15 protein-coding genes and 3 pseudogenes are annotated in these 20,713 nt (G+C 60.0%); 12 read left to right on the plus strand and 6 right to left on the minus strand.

Going from position 1 to position 20,713, the window contains the following annotated elements:
* Positions 1–62 precede the first annotated feature (62 nt).
* From F7R26_RS37725 to qhpG, 3 genes are read left to right on the plus strand one after another with little or no spacing between them, the layout of a single operon-like run.
* Positions 63–1,793: an ABC transporter ATP-binding protein gene (locus F7R26_RS37725; RefSeq protein ID WP_150991984.1), complete on the plus strand. Its 1,731-nt coding sequence runs from the start codon at positions 63–65 to the stop codon at positions 1,791–1,793.
* Complete coding sequence (qhpE, locus tag F7R26_RS37730) at positions 1,786–2,460, plus strand: subtilisin-like serine protease QhpE (RefSeq protein WP_150991982.1); 675 nt, start codon at positions 1,786–1,788, stop codon at positions 2,458–2,460. Before F7R26_RS37725 ends, qhpE begins: the two co-directional genes overlap by 8 nt.
* Positions 2,457–3,770, plus strand: coding sequence for a flavin-dependent monooxygenase QhpG (gene qhpG / locus F7R26_RS37735; RefSeq protein ID WP_150991980.1), 1,314 nt, complete (start codon positions 2,457–2,459; stop codon positions 3,768–3,770). Before qhpE ends, qhpG begins: the two co-directional genes overlap by 4 nt.
* A gap of 39 nt (positions 3,771–3,809) precedes the next feature.
* Here qhpG and F7R26_RS37740 read toward each other — a convergent pair whose 3' ends face one another.
* Positions 3,810–5,303 (minus strand): aldehyde dehydrogenase family protein, encoded by a 1,494-nt coding sequence (locus F7R26_RS37740; protein WP_150992003.1) that lies wholly within the window; start codon positions 5,301–5,303, stop codon positions 3,810–3,812.
* Positions 5,304–5,780: 477 nt separating this feature from the next.
* Between F7R26_RS37740 and peaA the strand changes: the two genes are divergently transcribed.
* From peaA to F7R26_RS41290, 6 genes are all read left to right on the plus strand, one after another.
* Positions 5,781–7,346, plus strand: coding sequence for a quinohemoprotein amine dehydrogenase subunit alpha (peaA, locus tag F7R26_RS37745; RefSeq protein ID WP_150991978.1), 1,566 nt, complete (start codon positions 5,781–5,783; stop codon positions 7,344–7,346).
* 127 nt (positions 7,347–7,473) lie between these two features.
* On the plus strand, positions 7,474–8,907 hold the full coding sequence (peaB, locus tag F7R26_RS37750; RefSeq protein WP_150991976.1) for a quinohemoprotein amine dehydrogenase maturation protein: 1,434 nt from the start codon (positions 7,474–7,476) through the stop codon (positions 8,905–8,907).
* 1 nt (position 8,908) lies between these two features.
* On the plus strand, positions 8,909–9,235 hold the full coding sequence (qhpC, locus tag F7R26_RS37755) for a quinohemoprotein amine dehydrogenase subunit gamma (RefSeq protein ID WP_150991974.1): 327 nt from the start codon (positions 8,909–8,911) through the stop codon (positions 9,233–9,235).
* Between the two features lie 27 nt (positions 9,236–9,262).
* On the plus strand, positions 9,263–10,381 hold the full coding sequence (gene peaD, locus F7R26_RS37760; RefSeq protein WP_150991972.1) for a quinohemoprotein amine dehydrogenase subunit beta: 1,119 nt from the start codon (positions 9,263–9,265) through the stop codon (positions 10,379–10,381).
* A 144-nt stretch (positions 10,382–10,525) separates the two neighbouring features.
* Positions 10,526–10,720 carry a hypothetical protein gene (locus F7R26_RS37765; protein WP_150991970.1) on the plus strand — a complete coding sequence of 65 codons (195 nt, stop codon included), beginning with the start codon at positions 10,526–10,528 and terminating at the stop codon, positions 10,718–10,720.
* Between the two features lie 806 nt (positions 10,721–11,526).
* Entirely contained in the window at positions 11,527–12,075 is a 549-nt protein-coding gene (locus F7R26_RS41290; RefSeq protein ID WP_241754838.1) for a transposase, read from the plus strand.
* On the opposite strand, the pseudogene F7R26_RS37775 reads toward F7R26_RS41290, so the two are convergent.
* The 4 genes and pseudogenes from F7R26_RS37775 to F7R26_RS37790 form a co-directional block, all read right to left on the minus strand.
* A pseudogene (locus tag F7R26_RS37775) lies at positions 12,074–12,531 on the minus strand (transposase); the annotation flags it as partial. The gene F7R26_RS41290 and the pseudogene F7R26_RS37775 overlap by 2 nt on opposite strands.
* A 172-nt stretch (positions 12,532–12,703) precedes the next feature.
* A complete protein-coding gene (locus tag F7R26_RS37780) occupies positions 12,704–13,711 on the minus strand; it encodes a helix-turn-helix domain-containing protein (protein WP_150991968.1) in 1,008 nt (335 codons plus the stop codon).
* A gap of 350 nt (positions 13,712–14,061) precedes the next feature.
* Complete coding sequence (locus F7R26_RS37785; protein ID WP_150991966.1) at positions 14,062–15,519, minus strand: amidase; 1,458 nt, start codon at positions 15,517–15,519, stop codon at positions 14,062–14,064.
* A gap of 19 nt (positions 15,520–15,538) precedes the next feature.
* Positions 15,539–16,867, minus strand: coding sequence for an MFS transporter (locus F7R26_RS37790; RefSeq protein WP_150991964.1), 1,329 nt, complete (start codon positions 16,865–16,867; stop codon positions 15,539–15,541).
* A gap of 175 nt (positions 16,868–17,042) precedes the next feature.
* Here F7R26_RS37790 and F7R26_RS37795 point away from each other — a divergent pair, with 175 nt between their 5' ends.
* The 3 genes and pseudogenes from F7R26_RS37795 to F7R26_RS37805 all read left to right on the plus strand — a co-directional run.
* Positions 17,043–17,945, plus strand: coding sequence for a LysR family transcriptional regulator (locus F7R26_RS37795; RefSeq protein WP_150991962.1), 903 nt, complete (start codon positions 17,043–17,045; stop codon positions 17,943–17,945).
* Between the two features lie 117 nt (positions 17,946–18,062).
* Positions 18,063–18,587, plus strand: a pseudogene (locus tag F7R26_RS37800) (IS5 family transposase); the annotation flags it as partial.
* Positions 18,586–18,780 (plus strand): annotated as a pseudogene (locus F7R26_RS37805) (integrase core domain-containing protein); the annotation flags it as partial. The pseudogenes F7R26_RS37800 and F7R26_RS37805, both read left to right, overlap by 2 nt.
* 103 nt (positions 18,781–18,883) lie before the next feature.
* On the opposite strand, the gene F7R26_RS37810 reads toward F7R26_RS37805, so the two are convergent.
* Positions 18,884–20,038 carry a serine hydrolase domain-containing protein gene (locus F7R26_RS37810; protein WP_150991960.1) on the minus strand — a complete coding sequence of 385 codons (1,155 nt, stop codon included), beginning with the start codon at positions 20,036–20,038 and terminating at the stop codon, positions 18,884–18,886.
* Between the last annotated feature and the right edge of the window lie 675 nt (positions 20,039–20,713).

Genomic DNA, 20,713 nt, shown 5'->3' on the forward strand with positions numbered 1-20,713 from the left:
GCACCGCGCGCCTATTTGGGCGCGCTTATCTGGGCACGGCTGTTGGCCGTGTGGGAAGGCATATGTTCGGGTTTCTCCTCAGACTGGCACAGACGGACGACAGCGCGAGGCTTGAGCAAGCGCTCGCATGGCTATATGGGTTTATCCGGCCGCACCGGCTGGGGATTGCCGCGCTGCTTGGCCTTTCGATGTGCGCGACCTTACTCGTACTGGCGCAGCCCATGCTGACCAAGCTGCTGATCGACAAGGGCCTGCTGGCTGGAAACTATCCCGTGCTGGTGGCTACCGCGGCAACCATGGTCTGCGCGGGCATGGTGGGCAACGTACTCGGCGGTGCCAACCGCTATCTGCACACGCGCCTGTCTGGCCGAATCCTGTTCTCGTTGCGAAGTGCGCTCTATGCCCACCTGCAAAAATTGTCGCCAGCGTTCTACGGCCGCCGGCGGATCGGCGATCTTCTTTCCCGGCTTGATGGCGATGTCGCGGAAATCCAACGCTTTGCGCTCGATTCCTTGTTTTCCGCCGTATCGAGCCTTATCGGCCTGGCAGGCGCGGTCGTGCTTTTGCTGTCGCTATCATGGAAACTGTCCTTGCTCATCGTCGTGCTGATTCCCTTCGAATTCTTCTGGCTGCGCTGGATGCGCCAGAAGGTCGAGCGCGACGCCCGCAGCCTGCGGCAGAGCTCCGCGGATCTGTCATGCTTCCTGGTCGAGACGCTGCCGGCCATGAAGTTTATTCAATCCGCCGGGCAGCAAGGCGCGGAGCAGCGTCGTCTTGACCAGCTTGGCGACGGCTACATGCAACGCCTGTTGAAGCTGCAGCTCACAGAGTTCTTTACGCAATCTGTACCCGGAACGCTAACCTCCGTGTCACGGGCAGGCGCATTTCTCGTCGGCGGCTACTGGGTCATCCACGGGGAGTGGCAACTGGGATCGCTGATCGCGTTTTCCACCTATATGGGTATGGCGGTGGGACCGGTAAAGAGCCTGCTTGGTCTATATGTCGCAATACAGCGGGTGACGGTCAGTCTCGGCCGCGTCATCGAGTTGCAGCGCGAGCCACTCACGGTGCGGCAGCCACGGCACCCTGTGCAACCACCGCTGGCCGGCTGCGACCTGCGTCTGGAGGACGTCTGGTTCGCGCATGCCGAACGAAACGACTGGGTTCTGCGCGGCATCACGGCAACCATACCCGCAGGCGCGAAGGTGGCGATCAGCGGCGCGTCGGGGACAGGAAAATCAACCCTGGTCGACCTGCTGCTGCGGTTCTACGATCCCCCGCAGGGACGTGTTCTTTTTGGCGGCACCGACTTGCGCGACCTCGACCTGTACGCGCTGCGCAGGCGCATCGCCGTGGTGAGCCAGGAAATTATCCTGTTTCGTGGCAGCCTTGCCGCCAACATAGCCTATGGCGCGCCGCAATCTTCCCGTGAAACCATCGCGCGGATCGCCAGCATGGCGGGGCTCGACGGCTTGATCGAAAGCATGCCGGACGGTTTGGATAGCGAGGTCGGCGAGCGGGGCCAGCAGCTCTCCGGTGGGCAGAAGCAGCGCGTCGCGATAGCGCGCGCTCTGCTGCAGGATGCATCCATCCTGGTGCTCGACGAATCCACGTCGGCGCTCGACGAAGCGACCGAGCGCAAGCTGATCGCCGAGGTAGATCGCCTCTTTGCCAGCCGTACCCGGATCCTGATCAGCCATCGGGCATCCACGCTCGCGCGGGCGGATTTGCATCTGACACTCGCCGACGGCATGCTGCGGCCACATCGCCAGGAGCATGCTCAAAATGCGTAGGGAAGTGCGTGTGGGGATTGTCGACAGTGGTATTCGTGCTCGCCATGCAGGCGTGGTGAAGGCGGCGAAACGATTCCGGTTGGATGCGGAGCTGCAGCTCGGTCAAGGCGAGGCCGAGGCGGATCGCCTTGGCCACGGCAGTGCCGTACTGGAAACGATATGCCAGCACGCGCCGAACGCCCGGTTTTGCATTGCTCAAGTCTTTCACGACCGCTGGCACACCACCCCGTTGCAGATTGCCGCAGCCATGCACTGGCTCATCGACCAGGAGGTCAATATCATCAACCTGAGCCTGGGCGTGCGCACCGATCGTCTCTTGATGCGCGATGCCTGCATGCGCGCCCAGGAAGCGGGCATCCTGCTGTGCGCCGCCTGCCCGGCGCAGGGCTTGCCGGTGTTTCCCGCCAGCTACCCGAACGTGCTGCGCGTGACCGGGGACGCGCGCTGCGGCCGCGGCCAATGGTCCTGGCTCGGCAGCGCCCAGGCGGACTTTGGCGCCGTGGTGTCAACCGACCCGCGCGGGCCGGCGGGTGCGAGTATTGCATGCGCCGCCATCAGCGGCACTATCGCCGCATTGATGCAAGCCGGGGTCCGTCCCCACGAACTGCTGGCGCACCTGAAGCAACATGCCGCGTTCGTCGGCATCGAGAGGAAGCGGCTGGCATGACGGTCGCCCACGTCCTCGTCCTGGGTGCCGGTCCTGCGGGCGCCGCGGTCGCGTTATCCCTCGGCCGTCTCGGCTACCGTGTCAGCGTCGTCAGCGAATGGCGGCATTTCGACGCGGTCGAGGGTGTCTCGGCACGCGTGCTGGAAGGCCTGCGCCAGTCCGGCTTGAGCGATGCGGCGCAATGCGTTTACCCGCCCTCGGTGCGGCACGTGCATTGGAACGGCACCGCGCTGGCACCCAACGCGGAATACCTTGTCGATCGCCGCCGCTTCGATATAGCCCTGCGCCAAGACCTTCGGCGCGCAAGCATCGATGTCATCCGGGCACACGTTCGCGGTGTGCAGTCCTGTTCCAGCAGCCATCGCGCTCAAATTGAAGGGGAACAAGGCACCGCTTACCTCGAGGCGGACTTTCTGGTTGAGGCGCGTGGACGCCTGGCGCCCGCCGCTGGCAAAGGCGTGCGCGGTCCGGAAACCCTGAGCTTGCTGAGCCAATGGAAAGGCCGGCCGGGTCCCCGCGGATCCGCGGTGGAGAGCATGCAGGACGGTTGGGCATGGATGGCAAGATTGCGCGACGGCAGATGTTATTGGCAGTGGACCCTGGATGCGGGCAGTGCCGCCTTGCCACGCAAGAATGAACTCGCGGCCTTCTGTGCCGCGCGGCGTGCCGGCTCTGTAGTGGCAATGGAATTCTTCGGCGCAAGCGCGCGCCGGCCCGCCACCCTGCACGCCCGCAGCAGTACCGCCACGCTTTGCGCGCAAACCGTCGGAGCAAACTGGCTTCGCGTTGGCGATGCCGCCATGGCCGTGGACCCGCTGTCCGGGAACGGGATGTTCCAGTCGCTGTCGTCGGCGCTGCAAGCGCCGGCAGTCATCAACACGATACTGACTCGACCAGAGCGCGCGCCGCTGGCGCGGCGCTTTCACCAGCAGCGCATTGACAACCTCTTTGCCCGCTTTGCCAGGATCGGCCGCGATTTCTACGCCACGGAACATCGCTGGGCGTGTTCGCCCTTCTGGCAGCCACGTAACCGCTGGCCGGACGAGCAGCCGCTAGTAGTGCCCGTTGATTTTCGCCATCTGCGGGTGGAGAGGGCGCCGGTCATCCGGGACGGCCTGATCGATGAAGCGGACGTAGTGATCACTCCCGAGCAGCCTGTCGGGATCTGGCACTTGAATGGCGTCGAACTGGCGCCCGTGATCAGGGCACTACAGCGCGAGCCCAACGCGCGCGTCCTGGAAACCGTTGCTCCCAGGCAGCGGCAGGCGCTGCACGCCTGGCTCGCTGCGCACCGTTATCCCGTAGTTTAGTGCCAGGCGCGGCGCTAGCCCCGCGCCAGCGCCCCTGCGTCAGACGTTCATGATCACGGACTTCAGCTCGGTGTAATTATCGATCGCCGCCGCGCCCATTTCCCGGCCGATGCCAGACAGCTTGAAGCCGCCGAACGGCATTGCCGGATCCAGGGCGCTATGGCAGTTCACCCATACCGAGCCGGATTTGATCTTGGGAACCATGCGATGTGCCGCCGAGAGATTATTGGTCCAGATGCTCGCGCCAAGACCATACCGCGAGTCGTTGGCCATGCGGATTGCGTCATCGATGTCGTCGAACGGCATCGCCACCAGCACCGGACCGAAAATCTCCTCCTGCACCAGCGGGCCCTTCTGGTCCACATCCACCATCACAGTGGGCTTGACGAAGTAGCCGGGCCCGAATTGCGCGCCGCCGCAGGCCACGTGCGCGCCAAGCTGGCGTCCTTGCTCGATATAGCCGAATACGCGCTGCTGTTGCTTCTCCGAAATGAGCGGCCCCATTTCCACGTTGGGGTCCAGCCCGTTCCCAAGTTTCATGCCGTCGGCGATGGATGCGATCTCGCCAACCACATTGTCGAAATGCTTGCGGTGCACATAAAGACGCGAGCCTGCGCAACAGACCTGGCCCTGATTGAAGAAGATCGCGGCCGCGGCACCGGCCGCGGCAATGCGTGGATCGGCGTCTTCCAGCACGATGGTGGGCGATTTACCGCCGAGTTCGAGCGTGACGCGCGTCATGGAATCCATTGCTGCCTTGCCGATCAGCTTCCCGACCTCAGTGGATCCCGTGAAGGTCAGTTTATCGACGCCAGGATGGCGGGACAGCGCAGCGCCGGCGATGGCACCGGATCCCGTCACGACGTTCAGCACGCCGTCCGGATAACCTGCTTCGGCCATCAGCTCGGCAAGCTTGAGGGCCGACAGCGGCGTCTCGTCAGCCGGCTTCAGCACCACGGTGCAGCCGGTCGCGAGTGCCGGGCCCAGTTTCCAGCATGCAAGCAGAAGCGGAAAATTCCATGCGACGATCGCACCAACGACGCCAACGGCTTCTCGGCGGATAAAGCTGTGGAAGTGTGCGTTCGGCATCTGCGGCATCGAGACATCGACGGAGGACCCCTCGATCTTGGTCGCCCAGCCTGCCATGTAGCGCAGGAAGTCAATGCAGAGCTGCACATCCATGACCCTTGCGATGGTTGCGCTCTTGCCGTTGTTGACGCATTCCAGCTCGGCCAGCAGCTGCGCGTCCCGCTCGATCAGGTCGGACAGGCGCCACAGGAGATTCTGGCGATCGCGCGGACGCGTCCGGCTCCATGCCGAATCGTCGAAGGCCTTGCGCGCCGCCGCAACCGCGCGGTCGACATCGATCTCTTGCGCACTGGGAACGCGACAAAGCACCTCGGCAGTCGCAGGATTACGGACCGGCATGGTGGCGCCGCTGATGGCGTCTTGCCACGCGCCATCGATCAGCATCTTTGGCTGGCGTGCGAGAAATGCCTGTGTTTGCGGCAGTGAGGTGAGAGAGGGTTGCATGTCGCAGTGTCTCCTGGTTATTGAAGAACCATCGATGGATGGGATCCCATGGACGGGATCCCGCAAAAGCAGCTTCCATACCAGTTGCCTCTTAGACCCGCGGTAATGGAGAAACGGACCTCCGCTTCACTTTTGCGGCCAATGACGCCCGCTGCCGCTGTTTCCATTTGCGACTGCCGAGACTGGAGCGTGAGATCGTGCGACAGCACCGATGCGTAGTAGTCGCCACGAAAGCGGCCGCATGAAACAGTCAGTCGCAAAGTAATACAGCGAGCCGAGCTCCGGTGAGGGTATTGGCTCGCATTTAGGCCGTGTTTTCCCGCCGTGCACGCTTGTCCTGCCATTGGCACGGAAGCTGCTAAATAGCCTTCGAAAGATAAAGCGTGCCGTCCCTTGCAGGGCCGGGACCGATACGACTCAAGGCAAAGGAGCCTCACTGTGTTTTCCACTGTGTTACCCATCCTCTTGCGAAAGACCATGATCCTATGCAGTCTTGGGGCCGCAGGCTTCCTGATGACGATTGGCTCGTCAGCGCACGCTCGCGATGCACAGGCCGTCATCAGCCAGACTTGCGCCGCTTGCCATGCTGCCGAAGGCAAGGATTCCTGGAGCCGGATCAGCCACCAGCGCAAGACCCCGGAAGGGTGGCTGATGACCATTGCACGGATGCAGACCATGCACGGCCTGTCCATCAGCGACGAAGACCGCCGCATCGTGGTCAAGTACCTGGCGGACAAGCAAGGTCTTGCGCCGGCCGAAGCCGAAAGCGCCCGCTACGGCATCGAGCGCCGCATGAATACGGTGGAGGCAGTTGACTCCAAGCTGTTCAACGAGATGTGCGCACGCTGCCATTCCGCCGCGCGTCCTTTGCTGCAGCGCCGCCCTATCAAGGAATGGGAGCACCTGGTGAATTTCCACCTCGGCCAGTGGCCCTCCGTGGAGTATTCCGCGATGGGGCGCGACCGCGACTGGCTGCAGGTCGCGCTGAAGGAAGTGGTGCCAATGCTGGAGAAGCAATATCCGTATGAGAGGAGCGACTGGAAGGACTGGCGAAAGCAGAAGCCGGAGGCGGCAGCGCTGCGTGGCCGCTGGAGCTTCAGCGGCCATATGCCGGGCAGCGGCGATATCCGTGGCGTAATGGACGTGGCCAGTGCCGGCGGCGACAACTTCAAAGTCTCCGTCAACGGCCAGTACGCCGACGGACGCCCCTTCAACGGCAGCGGTACGGCGATCGTCTATACCGGCTATGAATGGCGTGGCAGCATCTCCATCGATGGCGTAACGATGCGCCAGGTCCTCACCGCCAAAGACGGCGAGCTGCGGGGGCGGATGTTCGACGCCGTGCACGACGAGCGCGGCCTCGACTTTCATGCCGTACAAGCAAGCGTGGCGGCATCCGGTCGCGTGCTCGCCGTGCAGCCGGAGTTTGTCAAAGCCGGTGCCGAGGCGGAGCTGACCGTAGTCGGCACGCAGCTCAACGGCACGCCGGACTTCGGCCCCGGCATCCAGGTGGTACGGGTGATGCAGCGTTCGCCGGAGCAGGTGCGCGTCAAGGTCCGGATCGGCGACGAGGCGGCAACCGGCGTGCGCCCCATCCGCATCGGCAAGGTCCAGGGCGCCGGGCTTGCCATCTATCGGCAAGTGACGGATGTCAAGGTTCTGCCGGCGTACTCGGTGGCTCGCGTCGGCGGGAACGGCGGGGCCGCGCCGAAGGTGGAAGGGCGCTTCGACGCGGAAGCATGGAGTCAGGATGCCAACGGCAAGGCGTTCCGCGTGGGCTATGTCCCGGCGCGCTGGTCGGTGGCACCGTTCAACGAACGCGCCGTGGAGGATCGCGACGTCAACTTCGCCGGCACGATGCGCGCCGACGCGGGCATCTTCATGCCCGGCGACGCAGGGCCCAATCCCGCCCGAACGATGTCGACGAACAATGCCGGCAACCTGAAAGTCATCGCCACGGTGGAAGACGGCGGCCGCGTTCAGAAGGGCGAAGCGCACATGATCGTCACCGTCCAGCGCTGGAACAACCCCCCCATTCCCTGATGCGCCGCATAACGGGAGGACCCGCGTCCGCCGGCTCCTGATGGAGCGTGGTGCTCGCGTGAGCGGGTTTGGAAGAGTATCGGAAACCGGAAGCGAGTCCGCTCACACGCGGATGAAGGAGAGTCCAATGGACGCCATGCTGGAATTAGTCGAGCGGAATGTGCACGAGGTCAGGGTCGAGCCGGACCAGCGCATGTTGTTTCACATCCCGAGCACCTCGCTGTTCGCGATGGACAGTCTCACCGCCGGGATTATCGACGCGCTGCGGGGCAGCCAGTGTACGACGCAAGAGTTGATGGCACGCCTGTCCGGACGCTTCCATGGCGCGGAGGTCGACGAGACCCTGCGCGAACTGCTGGCGCTGGAAATCGTCAGCAACGGCATGCCGCTCACGCCGGAGTTCGGCATGCGGCGCGTGGAAGGCACGGCGTTGAATACGGTCGTGCTGAACGTTAACACCGGCTGCAACCTGAGCTGTACGTACTGCTACAAAGAGGATCTGGACAAACCATCCGCCGGCAAGCGGATGGACGTCGAAACGGCGAAGGCGTCGGTGGAAATGCTGCTGAGCCAGTCGCCCGACGAGCCGCGCTACACGGTAGTCTTCTTTGGCGGCGAGCCGCTCAGCAACCGCAAGCTGATCGAATACATGGTGGACCATTGCGAAGCCCGCTTTGCCGCGGCAGGCAAGGTGGTGGACTTCGTCATGACCACCAATGCGACCTTGCTGACCGAGGAAATCGTCGACTACCTGAATGCCCATCGTTTTGGCCTCTCGGTCAGCATGGACGGCCCGAAGTCGATCCATGATCGCAATCGCCTGACGGTGGGCGGGAGCGGCACTTATGATGTGGTCCGGCGCAAGGTCGCGATGCTGCTGGATCGCTATACCAGCCGGCCGGTCGGCGCGCGCGTCACCCTGACCCGCGGCACCTCCGACGTCGAGGCGATCTGGGACCACCTGTTCAATGAAATCGGCTTTGCCGAGGTTGGCTTCGCGCCCGTCACCTCCGGCGATATCGATACGTTCAACCTGACCGCGGAAGAGCTGCAGGGCGTATTTGCCAGTATGAAGGCGCTCGGCAGGCGCTACCTTGCAGCCGCGCTGGAGCACCGGAATATCGGCTTCTCCAATCTGCACCAGCTCATCACTGATATCCACGAAGGGCACAAGAAAGCCCTGCCCTGCGGCGCTGGCCTGAAGATGCTCGCAGTGGATCACAAGGGCGACCTGAACCTGTGCCATCGCTTTACCGGATCGTCGCTACCGACCTTCGGTAACGTCCATACCGGCGTCGATGAGCCTGGCCTGACCGATTTCCTTTCGCAGCGCCTGGACCGCAGCGGCACCGGCTGCGAAACCTGCCGCATACGCAATCTCTGCTCGGGCGGCTGCTACCACGAGAGCTATGCGCGCTACGGCGACCCCACGCATCCGACTTACCACTACTGCGAACTGATGCGTGACTGGATCGACTTCGGCATCGAGGTCTATAGCCGGATCATGGCATCCAATCCGGCGTTCATTAGCAGTTATATCACACCGCGGAAGGCTAATTAACATGAAGCACTTGAAGCCGATCAACAACAAGGCGCGACAGCTCGAGCAGGCGGCAATGGAAGATCGTCTGGAAGAAGTCATTGCAATGAGCGCGATCGCAGGATGCACCGCGACAACGGACCCGGGCTGGGAAGTTGATGTATTCGGTGGTGTCGCGTCGCTCTGCCAGCCGATGGAGTCCGATCTGTATGGCTGCTCGGATCCTTGCTGGTGGCCTGCCCAGGTTCCCGACATGATGAACACGTACCCGGACTGGAACAAGAGCGCAATGGATTCGGGGCAGGATTGGCGCAACCTGGGGACTGTATTCCCGGCGGACAAAAAATAGACAATGCGCATCAGACAGGATTCAGCCATGCGATACAAGACGTTCTTGACTCTCGCCGCCACCATTGCGCTGGGGCGTTTCGCGTTGCCCGCGTTTGCCGCCAGCGATCTGCCGCTGCGCAAAGGCCACGAGTATCTCGCCGTTACAAACTATCCGAACAACCTGAATGTCGTGGATGCTGAAACCGACAGCATGTACAAGACATGCACCCTGCCGGACAAGTTCGGGCCGGGCACGGTGCAGATCAGCCCCGACCGCAGCCGCGCGTATGTGCTTAACAACCATTACGGCGATCTCTACGGCGTGGAACTCGACACCTGCAAGGTGGTTTTTCACGCCGCTCTCGCGCAGGACTGGTCCGAACGTGCCAAGGCGTTCTTTTCCATCGGGCTGAGCCGCGATGGCAAGGAGATCTACAGCATCGTCAATCCCACCAGGATGAACCGGGACAACTACGCCGTCGAGACGCCGCGCCTGCAGGTCTATGCGACCGACGCCGGGCTCGAAGCCAAGCCCGCCCGCACCTTCCCCGCACCGCGCCAGACGACGCTGCTCCAGGCCGCGGACGATGGCAGCCTGTTCGTCGTGGGGGCCGATGTCTACAAGATGGATCCCGCGACAGGGAAGACGGAAGTTGCCATACCGCTGCGTCACTGGACACGCCCGCTCTACGGGGCGCCCGACGTGCTTTCCGCCTGGCCCCAGCAGCGGCCGCAACACACCTTCAACCTGCTGTTTACGGCGGAGCGCTACAGGGACGAGAACAAGGAGCCGGAAGGCGCCGAGGTCGTCTACGGCTATATCGATATCGACCTGAGAACCGGGAAGTCGGAAGTCACGGATTTCGGGCCCTTTACCGAGGTGTTCTTCACCGGCGGACGCTCCCCCAAGGATCCGAACCTGATGTTCGGCGTGCTGAACCATCTCGCCAAATACGATATTCGCGAAAAGAAGCTGATTCAAAGCGCGCCGCTGGACCATAGCTACTATTGCCTCAGCCTGAACAAGGCAGGCACCAAGATATACCTAGCCGGAACTTTCAATACCGTGGCCGTCTATGATGCTGATTCCATGCGGAAGCTGAAGGACGTCAACCTGCCCGGCGCTGACATGGCGATCACAACCGCCCAGATATTTACCCGTTAAGCCAGCGTCGGACGACGGCCCGCGCGAATGTGGGCGGACCGTCTTGAAACGTTGGAGTCATGCACCGTCAAGGCAGACGCCAGAGCTTCGGGGACCCTGTGCCCGCTCAACTAGCAATCCGCAAAAATGACCCGAACTCTTTACATGAGAAAGTTGATCCCTGCCTTCCTGGAACTCACCCCCTTTCTCGGTATTTCGGAAGCCCATGCCTTCCGCGATTCGGCTCATGCGCATGTCGTTGACGAGGCGAAGGCTGGCAAAAAAACGCCTCGAGTGCCATCCGCGAGTGAAGCCGAGATGCCCATGCAGCTCGCCAAACGGGGCGGAGGCCATCCATGACGCCCGTATTCCCGCAGGGACGAGGCAGCTTCCGTTTATTTGTATTGGCATTCTTTTGAAGAAGGGATGGAGAGGAAAATGAGATCGAATCTACGAGCAGTCGTATTGGTGATGATGGGAGCCATCTCCGATCAGGGTCTCCCGCACTTTGTGTGACGGCCGCGTCAAGCCCTTGATTTCCGGCCGGTTTGGTCGACGTTGATCGTTACCATGAGGCAAGTCTTCGGTGGGATTGATCGTATTCTCGCCCGTGTGGGTAAGCGCTTCGTCTCCAGCGACGTGCAAGGGGAGACCATTACTATCGAAGCCCGCAGTACAGTTCGCAGGGCACCGTGCCCGACCTGCCATAGTTGGAGTCACCGACTCCACGGCCGCTATGTGCGCAAGCTGGTAGAACCTCCAATGCTCGAGCAGCGGGTCGTTCCATTGAGGTCCGTCGCTTCAAGTGTATGAACGCCAACTGCCCCCGTCGTACGTTTGCCGAGAACATCCACGCCTTGGCCTGGCGGCATCAACGTCGTACGCGATCGCAGGCTCGGGCGTTGCACGCGCTGGGCCACGCACTCGGTGGTGAGGCGGCAGCCCGGCTTGCCGACGCCTAAGGATTGCGCACGAGTGCCGACACCGTGCTGCGGGAAATGCGCAGAGTACCTGAGCGCAGGCCCAAACCAGGACCGCGGGTCGTCGGCATCGATGACTGGGCGATCGCACGCGGTCACCAATACGGAACAATCATGGTCGACCTGGAGAGACGTGAGCCGATCGAAGTGTTCGCCGGCAGGGAAGCCATTGCGGTGGCTGCGTGAATGCGTGTGCACCCATCGATCGAGATTGTCGCCAGGGACCGAGCCGAGGCCTATTCCGAAGCGGTCGACATTGCGCTGCCGGCAGCCAAGCAAGTCTCGGATCGCTGGCATCTGCTGAGCAACCTGCGCGACAACGTCGAGAGGCTGCTATACCGACTCGGGCCACAGCTGCGCCAAGCCGCCCAGCAAGTAAACGTCAGTAAGGTGAACCTTGGCCGGCAGGGGATTCCGAGCCCAAACTCGCAACGGTCATGGGAGCGTCTGAGCGATCAGCGACGCGCCACGCGGCTGGCGTTATACAAGCAGGTGATGGCGCTACGCGCCCAGGGCGGCTCGATGAAAGGAATAGCGCGCGAGCTTTCAATCGACCAACGAACCGTGCGCAGGTTCGTCACTGGGGGTGGATCATTCCCCGAGCGCGTACCCAAGGCGCGGAGTCCGACGCCTTTGGATCCCTATCGCGACTATATCGAGGAACGGATCGTCCAGGGCTGTCGCTTTCCTGAAGTGATCCGGCAAGAACTCAAGCAGCGAGGTTACTTGGGTTGATATGCGCCAGCAGCGAGTCGTCGCTCACGCGGCTGCGCTGTGGCTTGTCCACCTTGGCGGCGCGCTGCCGCCGTTGATGAAAGCCGCTGGGGCTGACTTCCAGCACCTCGCATAGCACCGAAATCGGCCAGTGGTGACGATTGCGTTCGATAAAAGCGTACTTCACGTCGAGTCCTTCGCGAAGTACGCGCACGCCTTTTTTAGGATGTCACGCTCCATCTTCAGGCGTGCCACTTCGGCACGAAGTCTCGACAATTCCATCTGCTCCGCGCTGACCGGCTTCGTGCCGGCCCCGCCGAGCTTGCCTTCCTGCTCAGCCTTGACCCAGTTGGAAATCGACTGCCCTGGCACGCCCAGCGCCGCAGCCGCCGCCGCAATGCTCTGGCCGGCCTTGACCAGCCGAACCGTTTCCAGCTTGAATTCGAGCGTGTAGCGCGCTCGCTTCGTTTTGCTCATCTTTTCGACTCTCCTTGCTTGAGTTTAAACGCTCAGCAAGGGATTCGTTTTTCGGGGGCAAGCTCAATAGAAAAACAAGACACCCAACTCATCACCGACAATCTCATCGAAACTCTCCTCTCTTGTGTTGGATGGCTCAACACACTGGGTGGCGGATTTCGAGCAACGGGCGTTAGCCAGTTTTGGCAAAGTTTCTGTCAACACAACCGCGAACTCGCCGGACGGTCTCGGATGGCTTCTCCCCAAAGAGCTTTGCATAGTCAATGGCAAACCGACTTAAATGCAGGAATCCCCAACTCAAGGCAATATCCTGCACCGAACATGGGTGTGCGCTCTGAAGGAGTGCACGATGCACAGCGTTAAGCCTAATGGTGCGAAGATAGGCTACCGGGTTAATACCTACGATTTCCTGAAAGGAGTATTGCAACTTTCTCCGGCTAGCACCGACAAAGTTGCACAGTTCAAGAATGGAAAGGGGGGAATCTCGTGGCGTCTCCGCATAGGCTCTCGCCCGATCCACCGTCCTTTTGCGGGCTGTGGGCGTAAGCGGCGGGCAATCGATATCGGCATCTAGAAGGTCGAGAACGTTGAGGAGTACTGCGTCGCGCACGCCATTAAGCAGACCTGCATGATTCAGGATGGGGCTTCCGAGCATCCTGCTATCCAGTAGCCCGCGAGCGAGCTGTGCGAGTCCCTCCGGATCTCCAGTCTGGGATCTCCGATAGCATTTAGGCAGGTCCTCTAGTCTGAACTTTCTACGCTGACGTCCAAGTGCCTCGGCTAGCTCTGCCTCATCGAGATCAATGTAGAGGACGTCTGAATCTTTTGGTGCCTGTATTTCAGGATGCTGGCTGCTTCGGGCGATGAGGTGGCTAACATCATCAAGGCGGCGCCCGGCACATCGGAACGCATCAGGCCCCTTTAAAGACAGACTGAATGTTATGGAGCTAGGTGAACTCGCTCCATTCTTGCTAATAGATTGGTTAGCCCGGTCACGCATCATCTGCATCCCATCAAGCTGCAGGCTGATGACCTCTCCCTCGAATTTTCCGCTTGAAAGTTGGTCGAGTCGAACGTCCCAGTGGTTGTAGCTGTTGGCGTGCTCTTCTACGTCATGAGTGCGGTGATAGCCCAATAAGTAGGGGTTGCTCTCGATTGGAGTATCTGTCAAGTTATGCATTGCAAAGCGCCTATGATTAACTCATCGCAACGTGCAATCTCTGTTCCTACATAAATTGTTGCTATGAAAATTTGCCAAAAACGGATAGCCGCTCGTCTCGCTCCTTTTTGTTCTCGAGGAAGTTCGAGCATCAGGATTGTAGCCGCCATGTTCGATCTCGCGTGCTGAAGATCGAGCACGAATTTGCCCGGGCCGTGTGCTCGAATCCGACTGCACGCGCTTGATGGAAGAATTGAGGGCCTAGTTGCTCGCAATAGTCAACCGCCTTGGACGACGGGGAGAAGCTTGGCGAGCCGAACCGGGCATTAGTTTCGCGTTGAGTTCATCAAGAGGAGGAACTCGACCCTGGGTTAGCCCGCCTGCGGTGGTAACGCGAGCGGACTTAATCGATCAAACCACGGGCGCGCGCGCTCCAGTTGGCCCGCCAGCCGGAACAAGATATCCTCACGGCCAAGCCTTCCGACAAACTGCACACCGATAGGTAAACCGTTCTCGTTCCAGAAAAGCGGTACCGACATCGCTGGCTGCCCGCTAGCATTGAAGTAGGGCAGGAAGGCGGTATAGAGCAACGTGTCGGTACGATGGGTGACGTAGTCTCGATCGGCAGCATAGCGGCCAATTCGCGCCGGCGGAGTCGTGAGTGTAGGCGTGAGTAGGACGTCGTAGGACTCCATGAATGTCCCTAATCGGCGCCCGACCTGATGCATCCGCGCAATTGCGTCGGCATAGTCGGCGGCGGAGTGACGAAGCGCAAAGTCCACGGACGTGAATGACGATATTTCAAGGCTCTCAAGGCTGGGACGCACCCCGAGCGAGGCGCTCCCTACTCGCACTGCTTGAGATGTTCCGGCGGCGACAATGAGCCGCATCGCATGGCCAAATGCCTCGAAGTCCAGATCCGGCAATGTCACGTGCTCAACTTGATGACCCAGTCCCTCGCACAGGCGCGCCGCATCTTCCACGGCGGCGATGCAGTCTTGATGCACCGGTGCGCCGGATGGTGAGTCTAATATCAGTCCGATGCGCAGCGGCTGCAACGGTCGCTCGAGTTCCGCTAGATACTTGCCCATATAGGCCGGCGCCGCATATGGCGCGCCTAGATCAGCGCCGTGCGTTGCGTCGAGAACGGCAGCACTGTCCCGAACCGAACGCGAGACGACGTGTTCAACACTCATCCCTCCCCATCCCTCCCCAGCGACAGGACCAAGTGGATTGCGCATCTTCGTGGGTTTGAGACCAAATAGGCCACAACAGGCCGCGGGGATTCGAATCGAACCACCGCCGTCGGACGCGTGGGCCACGGGCAGGATGCCAGCTGCCACTGCAGCAGCAGCGCCCCCCGACGAGCCCCCAGAAGAGTAGTCGGTATCCCAGGGATTCCGAGTAGGCGCGCCGTAAGCTGGGCTTTCCGTCGTGCAATTAGCGCCAAACTCAGGCGTGGTTGTCCGACCGAAGAAATTGAACCCGGCACGTCTTAGGCGCGCCGCGAGTTCACTGTCATGTTCACAGCGCACACCTGCGAATAACCGAGAACCATTGGTAAGGCGGAACCCGCTAACTGCAAGCATGATGTCCTTAACCAGCATAGGCACGCCTGCAAAGCTTCCGCGGACGGGCGACTGTTCCATGGAGAACGCGACGGTACGCGCCATGTCGAGTTCCTCCCAGCAGACCGCGTTGATGAAGGGCTGTACGCGCAACATCTGCTCGACTGCGCATTCCAACAGCTCGATGGGGCGGACTTCTTTCTCTCGAACCAGCATCGCTAGTGCCAGTCCATCATGGAGCAAGTATTCGGATAATTTCATAGTCTTGACTCACTCTTCCTTATCGATTGACAAGCTGCGAGGGGATCAATAGAGCGGCCAAACTTCCCAGTGCGGTACAGGTTGCGAGGATGGTCAGGCCCCATGTTGGGCTACCAGTCGCTGAGAATAGCCATCCGAACATGGTAGGGCTGGAAAAGCCCGCGATCTGCCCGAAGGCGTTGATGAAAGCTATGCCTACTGTGGCCGCCCCGCCAGACAGAATTGCCGTCGGCAAGTTCCAGTACAAGGCATTGCCGATGATATTTCCGCAAATCGCGGCCAAACAGGCCAGCCACAGAAGCTGCGGGTCATGGAGAACGATTGGCATAGATGCCGTGCCAACGGCGCAAACCAGGCCGGGAATGACGACATGCCAGCGTCGCTCGAGCATCAGGTCAGATGTGCGCCCAAGGATAAGCATGGCGACGAGTGCGACTACATAGATCGCGGAGACCATCCACCCTAGCTTGACCGGGTCCATCAATCCGGCGGAGCGCAGCATGGACGGCATCCAAAAGTGCAAGGTCACGTTGCCAAGGATAGAGAAGTTCACGACGGCCAGTAGCCAGACCGTCGGTGAACTCAGTGCTTTGCTCATTTTGTGCACGACTGCGTGGCTCTGATCACCTTGCGTTCGCTGCTGCAGAAACTGCTTTTCCCCTTCAGTAAGCCACCTTGACTTACTGATCGAGTCATCAAGAAACCTCAACGTAACGATCCCTAACAACACGGCGGGAATTCCCTCGATGAGGAAGAGCCATTGCCAGCCCGCGAGTCCATACGCACCTGAAAAACTTTTCAGTATCCAACCAGAAAGCGGGCCGCCCACGATGCTCGACATCGGAATCGCAGCCATGAAGAGTGTGATAACGCGACTACGACGCTGCGCCGGATACCATTGCGTTAGATACAGCATGACCCCTGGAAAAAAGCCGGCCTCCGCCGCCCCGAGAAGGACGCGCAGCACATAAAACTGCATGGGTGTTTGCACAAAGAGCGTCATCACGGACAACAGGCCCCATGAAACCATAATTCGCGCAATCCAGCGCCGAGCACCGAAGCGAGCGAGCAACAGGTTACTCGGCACCTCCAGGAGGAAATAGCTCACAAAGAAGATTCCCGCCCCGAGTCCGAAGACGGCCTCACTGAAGCCAAGATCCGCAAGCATAGCGCTCTTAGCGAATGAGACATTGACCCGATCGAGGAAGGCGAAAACGTAGCAGACAAAGAGTAAGCCGACGATTCTGCGAGTCACCTTGGCATAAATTCTGTCTTCATCGACGGCATCGTAGTCAGCGAGATCCGTAGACGCTCGAGCTGCGTACGGGAGGTTGGTTGAAAAAGGCATCTGGTCTCCACTAGAGTTCTGGGCTCTGCGCACCGCGCGTTAAGCTGATTAGATGCTAACCAAAGTCATCTGCCGCGGGTACTGATATTATTTAAGCGCGAGCACTTTTGGTTATCACCTAGTCTAGTAGTCGGGCCCCCCCGCCGGCTGCTCATCCTTTGCGATTCAGGCAGAAATGAAAAATCATCAGCTTCGGGCGTTGGTCAGCATCGCCCAATATGGCAGCATGCGCGCGGCGGCGAAGGCACTTTCCTTGTCGCAAACCGCGCTGACAAAATCAATCCGTGAGTTTGAGCTTGAACTGCATGCCACCCTGCTACATCGGAGTCCCCAGGGCGTTCAATTGACAGACGTGGGGAACGAGCTGCTGCATCACGCGAAGCTGATTCTTGCGGAAATGGACGAGGCTCGTGCCGCTGTACGTGCCATGCTCGGCAGGAGCACACCCCGCGTCACAGCCGCAGTAACACCGGCATTTTCTGTCCTGTGTCTGCCGCAGACCCTGGAGAGATTTCGATCACGCTTCCCTGATGCGACCCTCAGCATTCGAGACGCGTTCCTGTCGCAGACATTGCCTATGCTGCGCGATGGCACGGTAGATTTGGCGATCACAGCGCTGCTCCCTGATACGTTGGGGCCAGATCTGTCGTTTGAGCCATGGGGCATGATGAGCATAGCGATCGTAGGGCGCCGAGGCCGCTTCAGTAAAGCTCTGCGTACGATAGATAGTTTGACGGATGCGGCTTGGATAATGGATAGTTCGAGCGGAGGCATTAGCGAAGCCGTCCGCAGGTGGCTAACGCAGCACAATGTTTCTATGCCCAGCACCGTGATCGAATGCCCATCGTCATTTGCCTCCATGGTCCTGATCACGCAAGGCGACGTAATCGCTCCAGTCCCACGTGCAATGTTATCGACACCGTGGCTGGCTTCGAGTGAAGAGATCGGTTTGGTCGAAGCATCTCCGACGGTGCCATTCGGTATCGTAATTCGTGCAGGCAGCAGGCTTGACGCACCCGCTAACTGGTTCTTGGAATGCGCGCGAATTACTATTAAGTCTAGTTCGCTAGATTCTTAATGAATCGCTGAATGTTATTTATATTTCTTAGAGACTTTTTAAAAAGGAGCCCCGGGGGCTGTTAACCTTTTCGGCAAGCTGTTAACCTTGGCCATCTGAACAACTGGAACCGAGGGGATGATCGCGCCGATCATTGACGACGAACTTGGGGGCACTGATCGAACCTTCGCTGCAGCCGCCGAGACCTCGACGCAAGAAGTGTCCAGGGCGGCCACCGGTTTCGAACTGGGCTGCACTGCACGACATCCTGTTCGTGTTCAAGACCGGCGTACGCTGGTGCGACCTGTCGACCAAGTTGGGATTTGGGTCGGGGCCGACCTGCTGGAGGCGCTTGCGCGATTGGCAGACGGCCGGCGTTTGGAAGCGATTGCGCGAGCTACTGCTGCCGACGTTGCGCGAGGTCGGCCAGCTCGATTTCTCCCGAGCAGCCGTCGATTCATCGTCGGTGCGAGCCGTTGGGGCGGGCGAAAAACTGGTCCGAACCCCACGGATCGCTCGCGACCAGGTTCCAAGCATCACATCCTCGTCGATGCAAATGGCGTCCCCATTAGTGCAATCCTGACCGGGGCGAACCGCAACGACGTCACCCAATTGCTGCCACTCATCGACGCGATCCCGCCAATTCGCGGCGTGCGCGGTCGTCGAACACCTGTGGCGCAGCGTCAAATATGAGGAGGTCCACCTGAAAGCCTAAGACTCGGTCAGTTATGCGCGCCGCTCCGTCGCTGACTACCTGAGCTGGTACAACCAACCACGGCCCCATTCCAGTCTGGCAGACAAGACTCCGAATGAGGCATACTTCGCCACGCTGCCAGCGATCAAATCGGCAGCTTGACTGCCCCAGCGCCTCCACTTAAAAATCCGGATCCCCTGTCCGAACAAACGGCGCCACCTCTGAGGACCCTGTTAACCGGGGCGCCACTGGTTAGCTCACAAGGTCAGTCAAATTGCTGCGAAATTGCACGAAGGCATTCGATAGTCTCAATTTCCCGATTTGTCTCTTCCGTCATGGTTGTCCCGTATGCATGGTTCGACGAGAGTTTGACAATGACGACGCCGCGGGAAGGATCAACATAAACGAATTGGTTGTAGATACCGATCGCGCTGAACTCGTTTCGATTGCCGTCGGGAATCCACCATTGGTAGCCATAGCCGAGTGGCAACGTGTGGTCCGCCAAGATTGGCATTCCCGGCATCAGGTGGAGTGCGTCAGGAGTGATCGAGGCCTTCACCCAGGCTTTGGGGACGAGCTGCTTGCCCTTCCAGACACCGTCCTTTCGATACAACTCTCCCAGTTTTGCAAAGTCACGAGCGGTAAGGTTGAGTCCTGCGAACGCCATCTCCATCCCGACGCTGTCAATCAGCCAGTAGCCCGGCGACGTCATTCCGAGCGGTTCATACAGCCGCTCCTTCATGTAGTCGGTCAGTGAGCGCTTTGTTGCGTGAACCACCAGGGCGCCGAGCGCCTGCGTGTCTCCCGAGTTGTAGCGACACACCGTGCCGGGCCGACTCTCGCTCACCATGCCGGCGACAAACGCATCAAGCGTACCCACGTCACTCATAGCGGCGCCGAGACGGAAAACGTCCGAACTGGAATCATGGTAATCCTCATTCCAGCGTGCACCCGATGACATCTGCAATACTTCCTTGATCCGGACGCCGTCATATGCCGAACCCGTCGGTACAGGAACATAGTCGCTGATTGCATCGTCAACGCTACGGATGTGGCCCTCGGCTATGGCGATACCTACCAGAGCCGAGACAAAGCTCTTCGAGACTGACCACGAGATCCACTGCACGTTTCGGCCGCCGGTTAGAGCATACCGCTCGTAGCGAACGACACCATCTTTCAGTACCAGTAGCGCTGCCGTGTCGGTATCCGAAAGGAATCCTTCAAGGGAGCGGGTCGCGCCTCCAAACTCATAGGTTGGCGGGAGTGAGATCGGCTCGCCATCGGGAAACTCGCACGGCACCGCGGACTGCGGCATCCGAGATGTGGGCAAAATTTCCTTGAAGCTGGAGAACGACTCATGTTGCGATGTGCCGTTGAACAGCGGCAAGCGGTCTAGTGTCGTCTTTTCCTGATCAATCATTTGTGAACTCCGTTACAAGTTGATTTCTTCCACAAAGTGGCGTCTTGGCCGGGATACCATCCGCCACATGGAACAATCGCAGGCAAACCAATGCCGTCCAGGCGGCCTGATACCTTCCCAAAACGAAACGGCGACAAGAGGCTGGTTCAAGCGTATTCTGCGGGAGGGCTGTAGCCCGCCGTTATCCATTTTCAGCAAAGTTTTGCGGATACCTGCTGGGCGATATGGGTGCTTCGTGTATCCCGAAGATGCGCAGCCATTTTCAATGTACGATGACCATGAGGAAGCGATCGCCACCGGGACCGATGAGGCGTAGCATGACAACGCAGATGTTGTTACGCTGGATGCCCTAGTCATTGGCACAATCGGTGGCGGAAAGTTGCGGAAAACCAGCGACTTTGTTATCGCGATGCTACAGCCGATGGCTCCCGACGACCCGCGGGCGAACTGCTGCGCCAGTGCGGAAAGCCACCATTGCTGCCGCCACATGTCAACTGATTCTCGAAACTTGCCTAAACGCAGGCTCGCTGACGGACTTTTTTCTCATGTTTTCTTCTTTGCCCCACGCCGCACGGCCATGGATTCATCAGGTTTTCAGTCGCGACGTAGACGAGCATGCGATCGCGCAACATGACTGGACCGATGTTGCCCCTGTTTGGTGTAGCTCTTAACTCT

Source organism: Cupriavidus basilensis (genome assembly GCF_008801925.2).
Classification (GTDB): Bacteria; Pseudomonadota; Gammaproteobacteria; order Burkholderiales; family Burkholderiaceae; genus Cupriavidus; species Cupriavidus basilensis.

Excerpts from the sequence above, each read along its gene's own strand:
- F7R26_RS37725 (WP_150991984.1), top strand. The coding sequence starts at position 63 with ATGTTCGGGTTTCTCCTCAGACTGGCACAGACGGACGACAGCGCGAGG.
- qhpE (WP_150991982.1), top strand. The coding sequence starts at position 1,786 with ATGCGTAGGGAAGTGCGTGTGGGGATTGTCGACAGTGGTATTCGTGCT.
- qhpG (WP_150991980.1), top strand. The coding sequence starts at position 2,457 with ATGACGGTCGCCCACGTCCTCGTCCTGGGTGCCGGTCCTGCGGGCGCC.
- F7R26_RS37740 (WP_150992003.1), bottom strand. The coding sequence starts at position 5,303 with ATGCAACCCTCTCTCACCTCACTGCCGCAAACACAGGCATTTCTCGCA.
- peaA (WP_150991978.1), top strand. The coding sequence starts at position 5,781 with ATGATCCTATGCAGTCTTGGGGCCGCAGGCTTCCTGATGACGATTGGC.
- peaB (WP_150991976.1), top strand. The coding sequence starts at position 7,474 with ATGGACGCCATGCTGGAATTAGTCGAGCGGAATGTGCACGAGGTCAGG.
- qhpC (WP_150991974.1), top strand. The coding sequence starts at position 8,909 with ATGAAGCACTTGAAGCCGATCAACAACAAGGCGCGACAGCTCGAGCAG.
- peaD (WP_150991972.1), top strand. The coding sequence starts at position 9,263 with ATGCGATACAAGACGTTCTTGACTCTCGCCGCCACCATTGCGCTGGGG.
- F7R26_RS37765 (WP_150991970.1), top strand. The coding sequence starts at position 10,526 with ATGAGAAAGTTGATCCCTGCCTTCCTGGAACTCACCCCCTTTCTCGGT.
- F7R26_RS41290 (WP_241754838.1), top strand. The coding sequence starts at position 11,527 with ATGCGTGTGCACCCATCGATCGAGATTGTCGCCAGGGACCGAGCCGAG.
- F7R26_RS37780 (WP_150991968.1), bottom strand. The coding sequence starts at position 13,711 with ATGCATAACTTGACAGATACTCCAATCGAGAGCAACCCCTACTTATTG.
- F7R26_RS37785 (WP_150991966.1), bottom strand. The coding sequence starts at position 15,519 with ATGAAATTATCCGAATACTTGCTCCATGATGGACTGGCACTAGCGATG.
- F7R26_RS37790 (WP_150991964.1), bottom strand. The coding sequence starts at position 16,867 with ATGCCTTTTTCAACCAACCTCCCGTACGCAGCTCGAGCGTCTACGGAT.
- F7R26_RS37795 (WP_150991962.1), top strand. The coding sequence starts at position 17,043 with ATGAAAAATCATCAGCTTCGGGCGTTGGTCAGCATCGCCCAATATGGC.
- F7R26_RS37810 (WP_150991960.1), bottom strand. The coding sequence starts at position 20,038 with ATGATTGATCAGGAAAAGACGACACTAGACCGCTTGCCGCTGTTCAAC.